This window comes from Chelatococcus sp. XZ-Ab1 (assembly GCF_029309855.1).
GTDB classification, from domain to species: Bacteria; Pseudomonadota; Alphaproteobacteria; order Rhizobiales; family Beijerinckiaceae; genus Chelatococcus_A; species Chelatococcus_A sambhunathii.
The window spans coordinates 38,504-51,379 of sequence record NZ_JARKII010000003.1 but is presented as its reverse complement, the minus strand read 5'-3'; the positions used below and the strand labels follow the sequence as shown (position 1 = coordinate 51,379).

Annotated in this window: 13 protein-coding genes; 8 read left to right on the top strand and 5 right to left on the bottom strand. The window is 70.0% G+C overall.

What is annotated here, in order from left to right:
• Positions 1-13: 13 nt before the first annotated feature.
• A complete protein-coding gene (gene rdgB / locus P2T65_RS06150; protein ID WP_055460765.1) occupies positions 14-658 on the top strand; it encodes an RdgB/HAM1 family non-canonical purine NTP pyrophosphatase in 645 nt (214 codons plus the stop codon).
• A gap of 174 nt (positions 659-832) precedes the next feature.
• On the top strand, positions 833-2,047 hold the full coding sequence (hemW, locus tag P2T65_RS06145; protein ID WP_276199417.1) for a radical SAM family heme chaperone HemW: 1,215 nt from the start codon (positions 833-835) through the stop codon (positions 2,045-2,047).
• 4 nt (positions 2,048-2,051) lie between these two features.
• Here hemW and P2T65_RS06140 read toward each other — a convergent pair whose 3' ends face one another.
• A complete protein-coding gene (locus P2T65_RS06140) occupies positions 2,052-3,290 on the bottom strand; it encodes a penicillin-binding protein activator (RefSeq protein ID WP_276199416.1) in 1,239 nt (412 codons plus the stop codon).
• A gap of 235 nt (positions 3,291-3,525) precedes the next feature.
• On the opposite strand from P2T65_RS06140, the gene rsmI reads away from it, so the two are divergent.
• From rsmI to gshB, 3 genes are all read left to right on the top strand, one after another.
• Positions 3,526-4,479, top strand: a complete 954-nt coding sequence (gene rsmI / locus P2T65_RS06135) for a 16S rRNA (cytidine(1402)-2'-O)-methyltransferase (protein ID WP_072249581.1) — start codon at positions 3,526-3,528, stop codon at positions 4,477-4,479.
• The gene (locus P2T65_RS06130; protein WP_055460762.1) at positions 4,476-4,868 is read left to right on the top strand and encodes a YraN family protein; all 393 of its coding nucleotides are present in this window, start codon (positions 4,476-4,478) and stop codon (positions 4,866-4,868) included. The genes rsmI and P2T65_RS06130 overlap by 4 nt, the downstream gene beginning before the upstream one ends.
• 95 nt (positions 4,869-4,963) lie before the next feature.
• Positions 4,964-5,908 carry a glutathione synthase gene (gshB, locus tag P2T65_RS06125; RefSeq protein WP_276199415.1) on the top strand — a complete coding sequence of 315 codons (945 nt, stop codon included), beginning with the start codon at positions 4,964-4,966 and terminating at the stop codon, positions 5,906-5,908.
• Between the two features lie 41 nt (positions 5,909-5,949).
• Here gshB and P2T65_RS06120 read toward each other — a convergent pair whose 3' ends face one another.
• Positions 5,950-6,459 (bottom strand): OsmC family protein, encoded by a 510-nt coding sequence (locus P2T65_RS06120; protein WP_055460760.1) that lies wholly within the window; start codon positions 6,457-6,459, stop codon positions 5,950-5,952.
• A 159-nt stretch (positions 6,460-6,618) separates the two neighbouring features.
• On the opposite strand from P2T65_RS06120, the gene P2T65_RS06115 reads away from it, so the two are divergent.
• Genes P2T65_RS06115 through P2T65_RS06105 form a run of 3 tightly spaced genes read left to right on the top strand, consistent with a single transcriptional unit; the run spans position 6,619 to position 10,574 of the window.
• Complete coding sequence (locus P2T65_RS06115; RefSeq protein ID WP_276199414.1) at positions 6,619-9,423, top strand: [protein-PII] uridylyltransferase; 2,805 nt, start codon at positions 6,619-6,621, stop codon at positions 9,421-9,423.
• A 60-nt stretch (positions 9,424-9,483) separates the two neighbouring features.
• The gene (gene grpE, locus P2T65_RS06110) at positions 9,484-10,107 is read left to right on the top strand and encodes a nucleotide exchange factor GrpE (RefSeq protein WP_063189692.1); all 624 of its coding nucleotides are present in this window, start codon (positions 9,484-9,486) and stop codon (positions 10,105-10,107) included.
• A 59-nt stretch (positions 10,108-10,166) separates the two neighbouring features.
• Positions 10,167-10,574: a VOC family protein gene (locus P2T65_RS06105; RefSeq protein WP_276199413.1), complete on the top strand. Its 408-nt coding sequence runs from the start codon at positions 10,167-10,169 to the stop codon at positions 10,572-10,574.
• A gap of 3 nt (positions 10,575-10,577) precedes the next feature.
• Here the strand turns inward: P2T65_RS06105 and P2T65_RS06100 are convergent, their stop codons facing one another.
• From P2T65_RS06100 to P2T65_RS06090, 3 genes are read right to left on the bottom strand one after another with little or no spacing between them, the layout of a single operon-like run.
• Positions 10,578-11,540: a hypothetical protein gene (locus P2T65_RS06100; protein WP_055460757.1), complete on the bottom strand. Its 963-nt coding sequence runs from the start codon at positions 11,538-11,540 to the stop codon at positions 10,578-10,580.
• Positions 11,541-11,599: 59 nt separating this feature from the next.
• Positions 11,600-12,220, bottom strand: coding sequence for an alpha-ketoglutarate-dependent dioxygenase AlkB (locus P2T65_RS06095; RefSeq protein ID WP_276199412.1), 621 nt, complete (start codon positions 12,218-12,220; stop codon positions 11,600-11,602).
• Between the two features lie 18 nt (positions 12,221-12,238).
• Positions 12,239-12,859 carry a 2,3-bisphosphoglycerate-dependent phosphoglycerate mutase gene (locus P2T65_RS06090; RefSeq protein WP_055460755.1) on the bottom strand — a complete coding sequence of 207 codons (621 nt, stop codon included), beginning with the start codon at positions 12,857-12,859 and terminating at the stop codon, positions 12,239-12,241.
• Between the last annotated feature and the right edge of the window lie 17 nt (positions 12,860-12,876).

Below are 12,876 nucleotides of genomic sequence, written 5' to 3'. Positions count from 1 at the left end.
GCGGGGTGAGACCATGGCGCGCAGGCTCGAAGGCAGGATCGTCATCGCCACGCATAATGCGGGCAAACTCAGGGAGATGCAGGAGCTCATGGCGCCCTTCGGCGTCTCGGCTGTCTCGGCCGGCGACCTCAACCTGCCCGAGCCGGAGGAGACCGGCATGACCTTCGCCGAGAATGCGGCACTGAAGGCGCATGCGGCGGCGAAGGCTGCGGACCTGCCCGCGCTCGCCGACGATTCCGGCATCTGCGTTGCCGCGCTCGACGGTGCCCCGGGCATCTTCTCCGCCCGCTGGGCCGGGTCGGGCAAGGATTTCGCTCATGCCATGCGGCGCGTGGAGGAGGAACTCGCCCGCCGCGGGGCGACGAGCGCCGAGGAGCGGCGGGCGCATTTCGTCTCCGCCCTCGTGGTCGCCTGGCCGGACGGGCACGAGGAACTGTTCGAGGGCCGCGTCTTCGGCACGCTGGTGTGGCCACCGCGTGGAGACCGGGGATTCGGCTACGACCCGATGTTCCAGCCGGACGGGCACGAACGCACCTTCGGCGAGATGGCAAGCGACGAGAAGCACGGCTGGGGCCACGGCGAGGGCCTGTCGCACCGGGCGCGCGCCTTCTCGAGGCTGGCGGCGGCCTGCCTTCGAAAGGACACGGGGGCCGGGTAGGCGAAACGAAAGGGCGGCAGCGCCTGCTGCTCCTCCCTCCCCCACAAGGTCGTGGGGAGGACCGGGGTTTGGGGCGGATCGCCGACCGGGCTGCGGGCATTCGCGGTGCAGGTGCCCCAGCCAAAGCCCCTCCCGCCACAAGCGGGCGAGGGGAACTGCGGTGCGCTCCCTTGAATGCGCGCGAATGCATATAAACGATCATCATCGATCAACGCGGCAGGACGAGCCTTGACCCATCCCACCGCCGATGCCGGCTTCGGCGTCTATCTGCACTGGCCGTTCTGCGCCTCGAAGTGCCCCTATTGCGACTTCAACAGCCATGTGAGGCACGCGCAGGTCGACGAGCCGCGCTTCATCGCCGCCTTCGAGCGCGAGATCGCCCACAATGCCGCGCTGACCGGCCCGCGCGAGGTGACGAGCATCTTCTTCGGCGGAGGAACGCCCTCGCTCATGCGGCCGGCGACGGTCGGGGCCATCCTCGATGCGGTGGCGAAGCACTGGTCGGTCGCGCCGGGCGCCGAGATCTCGTTGGAGGCAAACCCGACGAGCGTCGAGGCCGAGCGCTTCCGCGGCTATCGCGACGCCGGCGTCAACCGGGTGTCGCTCGGCGTGCAGGCGCTCAACGACAGGGACCTGCGCCGCCTTGGGCGCATGCACACCGCGGCCGAGGCGCTCGCCGCCGTGCGCATCGCGGCCGACACGTTCGAGCGCTATTCCTACGACCTCATCTATGCCCGCCCGCACCAGACGCCGGCCGAATGGGCGGCCGAGCTTGAGGAGGCCATCGGCTATGCCGTCGAGCACCTGTCGCTCTACCAGCTCACCATCGAGCCGGGCACCTGGTTCGAGCGGCTGTTCAATGCCGGCAAGCTCACGGTGCCGGACAGCGAGACCGGGCGCGCGCTCTATGACGTGACGCAGGAGGTCTGCGCCCGGCGCGGTCTGCCGGCTTACGAGATTTCCAACCATGCCCGTCCGGGCGCCGAGTGCCGGCACAACCTCGTCTACTGGCGCTACGGCGAATATGCCGGCATCGGGCCGGGAGCGCACGGGCGCCTTGTGACGGATAAGGGGCGCGTCGCGACGGCGACGATTCGCGGACCGGAGGAATGGCTGTCGGCGGTGGAGCGCGACGGCCACGGCGTCGAGAGTCGCGAGACGCTCTCGGAGGAAGCGCAAGGAGATGAATTTCTGCTGATGGGCCTGCGCCTTGTGGAGGGCATCGATCCGGCGCGCTTTGCCGCGCTCGCCGGTCGGCCGCTCGATGCGGGCCGGCTCGACGCGCTGATCGCCGACGGGCTCATCACGCGCGATGCGGCGGGCCGGCTGCGCGTGTCGGAGGCGGGCTTTCCCGTTCTCGACGCGCTGGTGGCCGACCTCGCGGCCTGAAGGATCAGCCGCCGGCGCCGAGCTGGCGGGGCGCCGGGGAGACCGAGACCGCCGTCCCGTTGCGGATTTCGAGCACGGCGAGACCGCGCTCATTGGTGCCGTTCGGGTTGAAGCGGAAGACGCCGTCCGCCCCGGCGAAGCCGGAGGCATTGGTCAGCACCGGCTCGCTGAAGCGCTGCTGACCCTGTGTGCGCACGAGCGCAGCGGCGAGCGAGACGGCATCATAGCCGAGCGTGGCGATGCGCGTGGGGTCGCTGCCGTACTTGGCGCGGTAGCGCTGGGCGAAGGCATTGAAGCCGGCCGTCTCGGGCGCGGCGAACCAGCCGCCCTGCAGGCCGGCCTGGGAGAAGACGCGCGCCTCGTTCCACACGCCGGTGCCGAGCATGCGCACCTTCTGCGGGTCGACGCCGGCGCCCTGCAGTGCCTGGGCGACGGCGATGAGCGAATCGCCGCTGTCCGGGATGAAGACGGCATTGACCTGCGGCGAGGCGCCGCCCGCAACCGCCGCGATCTTCGCTGCCTGGGCCGCGGCACTGGCGCGGTCGAAGGTCTCCATGGCGACGATGCGCCCGCCGTTGCGGGCCACCGCGGTCTGGAAGGCGGCCTGGGCGACGCGGCCATAGGCCGTATTGGGGATGAGCGCGGCGAAGGACCGCTGCCCCTGGCGCGCAGCATAGGCGACCACGCGCTCCACCTCCGATTCGGGCATGAAGCTCAGGAGATAGACGCCCGGCGCGGCAGCGCCGGCATCGGTCGAGAAAGCGATCACCGGCCGGCCGGCGCCACGGGCGACCTGTCCAGCGGCGCGCACCGCATCCGCAAAGAGCGGCCCGAGGATGAGCTCGGCGCCCTCGGAGATGGCCGCTTGGGCTGCGGCGCGCGCCCCGTCGGCCGTGCCGCGATCGTCCTTGACGAGGATCTGGATGTCCGGCTCGCTAAACTCGCTCATGGCGAGCTCGGCGGCATTGCGCAGGGAGATGGCGGCCGCCCCGGCCTGGCCGCCGGCCGACAAGGGCAGGAGCAGCGCCACCTTGACGTTGCCGGTGCCGATAGTGGTGCCCGGCACGCTGGGCGCGGCGGACTCGGGCGCTACGCCGTCCGTGCCCGTCATGTTCGACAGGCCGCCGCTGCACGAGGCGACGAGCGCGCCCGTCGCCAGGACCAGCGCTGCCTGCTTGAGGCGACGCCAGAGCGAGGGAGCCGCGTCCGGGCGGGCAAGATTGCGGGCAAGGAAGCGCGTCACGGCAGACTCCTGAACACCTCTCGGCTGGGGTGCGGCCGGCAGCGGGCCGAATGAGCCGGCATTCTTCGCAAGTCGCGCAAGGATCGCAACCAAAAGTAAACGCTCCCCTTCCGGCCGCCGGCGCGCATGATCTGCCCAGAGCGAGGCGGCGTCTGCTATGGAAGGCGAAAGGCGCGTGGCAAAATTCTCGTGAACAGGGGCGCGGCATGCCAGGGTCGCGGCGGCAGGGACGGTCATGACGAGCAGAATCAGGGACATCGCGGGGCGGGATGCAGCAGGCCGGGGTGACGCCACCGGGCGGCCCGTGGCGCGCTTCACCGCCTTCGGCCTCGCGGCCGAGGCCGAGCCGCTCGCGCCGGGGCTGCATCTCGTCGCGACGCCCATCGGCAATCTGAAGGACATTTCCTTCCGGGCGCTCGGCACGCTCGCGGCGGCCGATGCGATCCTCGCCGAGGACACGCGGGTGACGAAGACGCTGCTCGCCCACTACGGCATCACGACGCCGCTCCTCGCCTATCACGAGCACAATGCGGCGCAGATGCGCCCGCGCGTCCTCGCCCGGCTGAAGGCTGGCGAAGCGCTCGCGCTCGTGTCCGATGCCGGCACGCCGCTCGTGTCGGATCCCGGCTACAAGCTGGTCGAGGCGGTGCTGGCCGAAGGCATCTCCGTCACCACCGTGCCCGGTCCGTCGGCCGTGCTGACAGCGCTCGTCGTCTCGGGCCTGCCGACGGACCGTTTCTTCTTCGAGGGCTTCCTGCCGGCCAAAAGCGCCGCAAGGCGCGCGCGGCTGGCCGAGATCGGCGCCATTCCCGGCACGCTGGTGTTCTTCGAATCGCCCCGGCGCCTCGCCGAGATGCTGGCTGACGCGGCGGCGGTCCTCGGCGAGCGGCCGGCGGCGGTGGCGCGCGAACTGACCAAGCTCTACGAGACGGTACGGCGCGGCTCCCTTGCCGCGCTGGCGGTCGAATATGGGGCCGAGGCACCGCCGAAGGGCGAGATCGTGGTCCTGATCGGGCCCAAGTCGGTCGATGCGGAGCGCCACAGCGAGGCTGACGTCGAGCACATGCTCAAGGAGGCGCTCTCGGGCCATTCGCTCAGGGATGCGGTGGCCCTCGTCGCCGGCGCCACGGGCCTGCCGAAACGCGAGGTCTACCAGCGCGCGCTCCGGCTCGGCGAGGCGGACACGTGAGCGCGGCGGCCCGCGATCGCCAGCCGAGCCGACAGGCCCGCGCGCAGCGGGCCGGGCTGCGTGCCGAGGTGCTGGCCGCGCTCGTCCTCACCCTCAAGGGCTACCGTATCGTCGCCCGGCGCTATGCCGCCGCCGGCGGCGAGATTGACCTCATCGCCCGCCGCGGCGACACCGTCGCCTTCGTCGAGGTCAAGGCCCGCGCCCGGCTCGACGATGCGCGCGGGGCCATCTCGGCGCAGAAGGCGGCGCGCATGGCCCGCTGCGTGCGGCACTGGCTGGCGCGCAACCCCTGGGCGGCGGGGCTGACGCTGCGCTGCGACGCCGTCTTCCTCGCCCCGCGCAGCCTGCCGCGGCACCTGCCGGCGGTCCTGTCCCTCGCCATCGATTGAACGGCCGTTCGCGCGGGCGCTTGCCTTCAGCCGCGCCCTCGCGCATGGATCGGGGCCACGCCATATAGGGATGGTTTCGAGAAAGGACACCGACCATGGGCCTCACCGTTGCCGTGCAGATGGACCCTATCGAGCGCATCAACATCGCCGGCGACACGACGTTTGCCCTGATGCTGGAGGCGCAGGCGCGCGGGCACGACCTGCTCTACTACACCCCCGACACCCTCTCGATGCGCGACGGCATGATCACCGCGAAGGCCCATCCGGTGCGCGTGCGTGACGTGGCCGGAGAACACGCGAGCCTCGGCGAGCCGGAGCGCATCGACCTCTCTCGCATCGACGTCATCCTCCTCAGGCAGGATCCGCCGTTCGATCTTGCCTATATCACGACCACGCACATGCTGGAGCGCCTGCATCCCCGGACGCTGGTGATCAACGATCCCGCCCATGTGCGCAACGCGCCGGAAAAGCTCTTCGTCACCGAATTCCCGCACCTGATGCCGCCGACGCTGATCACGCGCGACAGGGACGACATCGAGGCCTTCCGCCGCGAGATGGGCGAGATCGTCATGAAGCCGCTCTACGGCCATGGCGGGGCGGCCGTGCTGCGCGTGGCGCGCGACGACCCGAATTTCGGCTCGCTCTACGACCTCTTCGCGGCGACCTTCCGCGAGCCATGGGTCATCCAGCGCTTCCTGCCGCAGGTGAAGGATGGCGACAAGCGCATCATCCTCGTCGACGGCGAGGCGGCCGGCGCCGTCAACCGCGTGCCGGCGGAGAACGACATCCGCTCCAACATGGTGAGGGGCGGGGCGGCGAAGCCGACGGATCTGACGGCGCGCGAGCGCGAGATTTGCGAGACGATTGGCCCAGCCCTCAGGGAGCGGGGCCTCGTGCTCGTCGGCATCGACGTGATCGACGGCCTGCTCACCGAGATCAACGTCACGTCACCCACCGGCATCCGCGCCATCAAGCGCCTCGGCGGGCCCGACCTCGCCGTGTCGGTGTGGGACGCGATCGAGCGGCGGCGGAGTGCCTGAGCCGCGTCCGCGCCAGCGCATGAGGGCCTGTCGGCCAGTGCTCAGGCCCGCTGCAGGCGGGTCTCCAGGGCGGGTCCCTTGGCCAAGGTCTGGTAGACGACGCAATAGCGCTCGGTCAGCTTCATCAGCTGGTCGAGCTTGTCCTGCGGCGCATCGGTATCAATCGTGAACGACAAGCGGATGGCCCGGAAGCCGACCGGCGCCTCCTTGTCGACGCCCAGTGTGCCGCGGAAATCGAGGTCGCCCTCGGCCTCCACCGTGCCGGAGCGCAGCGGGATCTCGAGCGCGGTCGCGACCGCCTTGAGGGTGACGCCGGCGCAGGCCACCAGGGCCTCCAGCAGCATGTCGCCCGAGCACAGCTCGAGGCCCGTGCCGCCCGTCGCCGGGTGGAGGCCCGCCACTGCAAGGGCGCGGCCGGTCTCCACCTTGCAGGCGATGTTCGCCTCGTCCAGAGCGCCGCGCGCCTTGAGGGTGACGAGGGCGGCGTCGGCGTTTTCGCGATAGGCGTTCTTGAGCGGCGCCTGCAGGGCGCGGAGGGACTGGGCGTCCATGGATCGTCCTCGTCGGTCGGCGGGGCGCCGCCGTCGTTGTCGGGGGCGCGTATCTTCCCGTGTGCGCCGTGCGGCGGCGGGCGTCAAGGCGCTCGCAGACCATGCCCTTTGGCACGGCCTGTGCTATTGCGCGAACGACGACGCGGGGAGCCATCGGGCATGGATCGCAGAACGGGGCCCATCTACGGATCGGAGGACATCGCGGCCGAGGTCGCGGCGCTGGAGGCGCGCCACGGCCAGGATCGCGACCGGCTGCGGCGCGAGCTCATCGCCTGCCTCTCGGCCGGGCTCGTCAAGGGACGGGCGGCGGTGGAGGAGAAGCTCCTCGCCGAGCAGGACGGGCTCGCCTGCGCCCGCCGGCTCTGTGCGCTCATGGACGGCGTCGTGCGGGCCGTCTACGGCGTCGTGGTGCGCCATTTCTATCGGGTGGACAATCCCTCGACCGGCGAGCGCCTCGCTGTCGTCGCCACCGGCGGCTACGGCCGTGGCACGATGGCGCCGGGCTCGGACGTCGATCTCCTCTTCCTCCTCCCTTATAAGAAGACCGCCTGGAGCGAGAGCGTCGTCGAGGCGATGCTCTACATCCTGTGGGACCTCAAGCTGAAGGTGGGCCACGCCACGCGCTCGGTGGACGATTGCCTGCGCGAGGCGCGGGCGGACATGACGATCCGCACCGCGCTGCTCGAGACGCGCTATCTCACCGGCGAGAAGGCGCTCTACGAGGACTTCCTCACGCGGTTCGATGCCGAGATCGTCGAGGGCACGGCCCAGGCCTTCGTCGAGGCCAAGCTCGCCGAGCGCGACGCGCGCATCTCCCAGCGCGGCGCCTCGCGTTATCTCGTCGAGCCCAACGTCAAGGAAGGCAAGGGCGGCCTGCGCGACCTCAACACCCTGTTCTGGATCGCCAAATACGTCTATCGCGTGCGCGACCAGCGCCAACTCGTCAAGGCGGGGCTGTTCACCCAGGCCGAATACAAGCTGTTCCACCGCTGCGAGGAATTCCTCTGGCGGGTGCGCTGCCACATGCATTTCGCCACTGGCCGGGCGGAGGAGCGCCTGTCCTTCGACCTGCAGCGCCTCATCGCCGCCCGCATCGGCTACGGCGCCCACGGCGGGCTCTCGGCGGTCGAGCGCTTCATGAAGCGCTATTTCCTCGTCGCCAAGGACGTCGGCGACCTGACGGCGATCGTCTGCGCGGCCCTCGAGGCGCGGCAGGAGAAGCCGCGCGCCATGCTCGACCGCTTCGTGCGCCGCCTGCGCGGATCCCGGCGCAGCGCCCTCGAGGTGGCGGGCTTCGCCATCGAGAACAACCGCATCACCGTGGTCGACGAGGAGGTGTTCCTGCGCGATCCGGTCAACCTCATCCGCCTGTTCTGGCTGGCCGACCGGCACAACCGCGCCATCCACCCCGACGCGAGCCGCCTCGCCACCCGCTCGCTCAAGCTCATCGACCGGGCGGTGCGCGAGGACCAGGAGGCGAACCGTCTCTTCCTCGACATCCTGACCTCGCGCAATGCGCCGGAGGTCGTGTTGCGGCGCATGAACGAGGTCGGCGTGCTCGGCCGCTTCGTGCCGGATTTCGGCCGCATCGTCGCGATGATGCAGTTCAACATGTACCACCACTACACGGTGGACGAGCACCTTTTGCGCTCTGTCGGCGTCCTTGCCGAGATCGAGGCCGGGCGGCTCGAGGCCGAGCATCCGCTCGCGAACAGCATCATCGGGGGCATCCGCCACCGGCGCGTGCTCTATTTGGCGCTCTTCCTGCACGACATCGCCAAGGGGCGGGACGAGGACCATTCCATCGCCGGGGCGCGCGTCGCCCGGCGGCTCGGCAGGCGCTTTGGCCTCGACGAGGGCGAGATCGACACCCTCGCCTGGCTCGTCGAGAACCATCTCGTCATGTCCACGGTCGCCCAGAGCCGCGACCTGGCCGATCCGCGCACCATCGCCGATTTCGCCGCCCTCGTGCAGACGATGGAACGACTCAAGCTGCTCCTCATCCTCACCGTCTGCGACATCAAGGCGGTGGGGCCGGGGGTGTGGAACGGGTGGAAGGGCGAGCTGCTGCGCACGCTCTATTACGAGACGGAACTCGTGCTGTCCGGCGGCCACTCGGGCGTCGGGCAGGCGGAGCGCGTCCGGCGCGCCCAGGCCGCCCTGCGCGAGGCCCTGCCGGACTGGACGGACGCGGCCTTCGAGGCTTATGCCGGACGGCATTATCCTGCCTACTGGCTCAAGGTGGAACTGCCGCGCCGCGTGAAGCACGCCCGTTTCCTTGCTGCAGCGGAAGCGCGCGGCGACACGACGGCGACGGCTGTCGAGACCGACGGCTTTCGCGGGGTGACGGAACTGACCGTGCTCGCTCCGGATCACCCGCGCCTCCTGGCCATCATCACCGGCGCCTGCGCCTCGGCCGGCGGCAACATTGTGGATGCGCAGATCTTCACGACGACCGACGGGCTGGCGCTCGACACCATCTTCGTCTCGCGTGCTTTCGTGGAGGACGAGGACGAACTGCGCCGGGGCGAGCGCATCGCCCGCGCTATCGAGCGGGCGCTGAAGAGCGAGGTGCGAATCGCCGATCTCGTCGATTCGAGGCGGCCCTCGTCGGGGCGCGAGCGCATGCGCGCCTTCCACGTGCCGCCGGAGGTGGCGCTCGACAACAAGCTGTCGCAGCGCCACACGGTCATCGAGGTCTCCTGCCTTGACCGGCCGGGGCTGCTCTACGACCTCACGACGGCGCTCGGCAAGCTCAACCTCAACATCGGCTCAGCCCATATCGCCACCTTCGGCGAGAAGGCCGTGGACGTGTTCTACGTGACGGATCTCACCGGGGCCAAGATCGTCAGCGGCAGCCGCCAGGCGGCCATCAGGCGCACGCTGATGGAGGCGCTGCGCAAGGAGGACGACGGCCATCCGCCCGGGCGCGGCGAAGCGGCGCGCACGAAGGCAAGTCCTTGATTTTTCCGCTACGAGGGCTGATATCGGCCTCAATATCGTTCAAGCCAGCAACGGAACAGCATGACCCAGAAGCCGACCCGACCCGAGCCGGTCGACGAGACCCTTGCCGCGGCCGATGCTCCTGAGAATGCGGCGCCGGAGGCGGCGCAGGCCGCGAGCGAGGCACTCGAGGCCCTCGTCAGCGAGCGCGACGACCTCAAGGACAAGCTGCTGCGCACCTTGGCCGAGATGGAGAATCTGCGCCGGCGCACCGAGCGCGAGGTGGCGGACGCGCGCGCCTATGGCATGACCAGCTTCGCCCGCGACATGCTGACGGTCGCCGACAACATCCAGCGCGCACTTGAGAGCGTGCCGCCAGAGGTGCGCGACAGCGACACCGTCAAGCCCTTCGTCGAAGGCGTTGAACTGACCGAGCGCGACCTCCTCAAGACGCTCGAGCGGCACGGTGTGCGGAAGCTCTCCCCTCAGGGTGAGCGCTTCGACCCCAACCTGCATCAGGCGATGTTCGAGGTGCCGGACCCGAGTGTGCCCAACGGCACCGTGGTCCAGGTGGTGCAGGCGGGCTTCGTGATCGGCGAGCGTGTGCTGCGGCCGGCCCTCGTCGGCGTCTCCAAGGGCGGCCCCAAGCCCGGCAACGGGGATAACGACGCGACCGCGCCGGGTGGCGAGCCGAAGCTCCAGTAAGCCGGGCGCGGGCACCCCCTCCCTGGCCACCTCCGTCGGCAGACGTTGTCGTCCCGCCTTTGGAGGGACGATGCGTTACCACCGGCGGAGGAGACGATGCCCGGCACCTTCGTAGGAAACGAGCTGGCACCGACAACGTCGAGGCGATCAAGACTTTCGATGCCGCGAAGCTCGGCTGGAGCTTCGCGCCCTTCGCCATTCCTGCCGGCGATTATTTCGTCGCGAGGGTCGGCGAGACCTTCGCCGGCGACGTGACGGGCCTTGCCTGCGGCGCCCTGCCGGAAGCCCGCGAGCCCTACTGGTTCTCCTTCATCAGCGTGGCCGACGTCGATGCAGCGATCGCGCGGGCCCTCGCCCTCGGCGGCAGCATCATGCGCGCGGCGGTCGACGTCCCCAATGTCGGGCGCGTCGCCATCGTGCGCGATCCGCAGGGGGCGCCGGTCGGCTGGATGACGCCTGTCGGCTGAGCCTTACGAACCGACCGACAGGCCGGCGGCGATGGTGCGGGCGCGCTGCTCGAGATCGCCGCGCTGGTTCTCGCGCGCCATGACGACGAGGCGCAGGTAGTTGGAGCGCTCGAACCGTACGATCTGCATCAGGAACAGGCGCTGCTTGGTGCGCACGTCGTCGGCGGTGGCGACGATCTCGTGCATCGGCACGCCGTTCTCGTCCTTGCCCTCGATGCGCTGGATGGCGAGATTGGCGATGCCGGGCAGCGTGGAGAAGGCCTGCTTGGCGAAACGGTCCTGCTCCAGCGTGCCGGGAATGGCCGCTTCGCCCGAGGAGACGATGACGAGCGGCTGCTCGGCCTCGCGCACCACGTCCTTGGGGCCCTGCGTCATCAGCACACTGTTGCCGGTGGCGACGCGCACGATGCGGAAGCCGGCGAGTTCGCCCATGCGGAAGGGCAGGGAGGCGAGTTGCTCGTCGACGCCCGGCGGCGCGCGGAAGGCGATCGTCTTCAGGCTCTTCTCGACGGTTGCGCTGTCATAGCCGGCGGTCGTCGCTGGCGCCTGCACCGTCACGAGGGCGGTGGTCTTGCCGTTGGTCGCCACCAGAATCCATTTATCGAAGACGGTGGTGCCCTGTTTCTGCGTACCCTCGACGAGAAAGGCCTTGAGGCCTTTGCCGAGCGCGAAGGGCGCGCGCTTGCGCACCGTGACGCCCTGGCCCTTGAGCGCGTCGGCATTGAAGCCCTTTTCGATGTCGGCATAGGCCTCGGCCGGCATTTCGACGATGATGATGCTGGCGCCCGCCCTCTCGTCGACATAGCCGGAGAACTGGCCGGCCGGCGTCATCGATGGTGGCGGCTCGAACCCGACGCTGAGGCCCGGAAGGAAGGGCGGCTCGGCGGCGCGCACGGAGGGCGCGGCGCTCAGGCCCGCGACCACCACGAGGGCCATCGTGACAAGACGCGGCAGCAGGGATGCCATACGCTCGTTCTCCTTGCGAGGCGGGCAGCGTGGCGGTGCCGCCGTCCGATGATGGTTTGTCAGGGCCGCGTGACGCGGCGCAGGGTCAGATTGATCCGGCCCGGCTCGCGGAGCAAGGTCGAAGTGCCCGGCATGATCCTGTCGATGCCGTGAAAGGCGAGCCGCGCCGGCCCACCGAAGAGCAAGGCGTCGCCCGAGGCGAGGCGCAGCGAGACCGTGGGATCGCGCCGGCCGGTGCCGCCGATGCGAAACAGGGCGGTGTCGCCGAGCGACAAGGAGAGGACGGGCGCGTCGAAATCCTCCTCGTCCCTGTCCTGGTGCAGACCCATGCGCGCGCCGGGGCCGTAGAAGTTGACGAGGCACGCCTCCGGCGGATGCGGATAGCCGGCAAGCGCCTGCCATGCCTCCATGAGGGCGGCGGGGATCCTGGGCCATGGCCTGCCGGTCTCGGGATGGGTCGGCTGATAGCGGTAGCCTGTCTCGTCCGAGACCCAGCCGAGCGGGCCGCAGTTCGTCATGCGCACCGAGAAGGGCTTGCCGGTGCGCGGCATGCGCGGGGTGTAGAACGGCGCCTCGCGCGCCACCTCGCGCAGGGCGGCGGCGAGCGCGTCCTGCGCCGGACGGTCGAGATAGCCGGGCCAGTGCAGGACGCCCGGCCGCAGTTCCAGCGCCTGTGTCATCGCCCTCGTGGCCGAACCTCAGCCCTTGAGCACGTCCTTCGATTCGACCGTCGTGTCCGCCTTGAGGCGATAGACGAGCGGCTCGCCCGTGGCGAGCTCCATCGTCGGGATCGTCTCGGGTGTCAGCCGGTCGAGCACCATCACGAGGGCGCGCAGGCTGTTGCCGTGGGCGGCCACGAGCACCTTCTCGCCGCGCATCACGCGCGGAAGGATCTCGCCGATGTAATAGGGCAGCACGCGGGCCGCCGTGTCCTTCAGGCTCTCGCCGCCGGGCGGCGGCACGTCATAGGAGCGGCGCCAGACGTGCACCTGCTCCTCGCCCCACCGCTTGCGCGCGTCGTCCTTGTTGAGGCCCGACAGCTCGCCGTAGTCGCGCTCGTTGAGCGCCTGGTCGCGGATGGTCTCGAGGTTCTCCTGGCCGAGTTCCTTGAGGATGAGGTCGCAGGTGTGCTGCGCGCGGCTCAGGTCCGAGGTGAAGGCGATGTCGAAGGTGAGGCCGAGCGCCTTGAGGCGCTTGCCGGCGGCCTTCGCCTCGGCCACGCCCTGCTCGGTGAGGCCCGGATCCTTCCAGCCGGTGAAGAGATTTTTCAGGTTCCAGTCGCTCTGGCCGTGGCGGACGAGGACGAGAAGACGCTCCATTGGTATCTCCGGATCGG

Bases quoted from the DNA above. Each gene is read 5' to 3' on its own strand.
- rdgB (WP_055460765.1), top strand. From the start codon at position 14: ATGGCGCGCAGGCTCGAAGGCAGGATCGTCATCGCCACGCATAATGCG.
- hemW (WP_276199417.1), top strand. From the start codon at position 833: ATGCGCGCGAATGCATATAAACGATCATCATCGATCAACGCGGCAGGA.
- rsmI (WP_072249581.1), top strand. From the start codon at position 3,526: ATGACGAGCAGAATCAGGGACATCGCGGGGCGGGATGCAGCAGGCCGG.
- gshB (WP_276199415.1), top strand. From the start codon at position 4,964: ATGGGCCTCACCGTTGCCGTGCAGATGGACCCTATCGAGCGCATCAAC.
- P2T65_RS06120 (WP_055460760.1), bottom strand. From the start codon at position 6,459: ATGGACGCCCAGTCCCTCCGCGCCCTGCAGGCGCCGCTCAAGAACGCC.
- P2T65_RS06115 (WP_276199414.1), top strand. From the start codon at position 6,619: ATGGATCGCAGAACGGGGCCCATCTACGGATCGGAGGACATCGCGGCC.
- grpE (WP_063189692.1), top strand. From the start codon at position 9,484: ATGACCCAGAAGCCGACCCGACCCGAGCCGGTCGACGAGACCCTTGCC.
- P2T65_RS06100 (WP_055460757.1), bottom strand. From the start codon at position 11,540: ATGGCATCCCTGCTGCCGCGTCTTGTCACGATGGCCCTCGTGGTGGTC.
- P2T65_RS06095 (WP_276199412.1), bottom strand. From the start codon at position 12,220: ATGACACAGGCGCTGGAACTGCGGCCGGGCGTCCTGCACTGGCCCGGC.
- P2T65_RS06090 (WP_055460755.1), bottom strand. From the start codon at position 12,859: ATGGAGCGTCTTCTCGTCCTCGTCCGCCACGGCCAGAGCGACTGGAAC.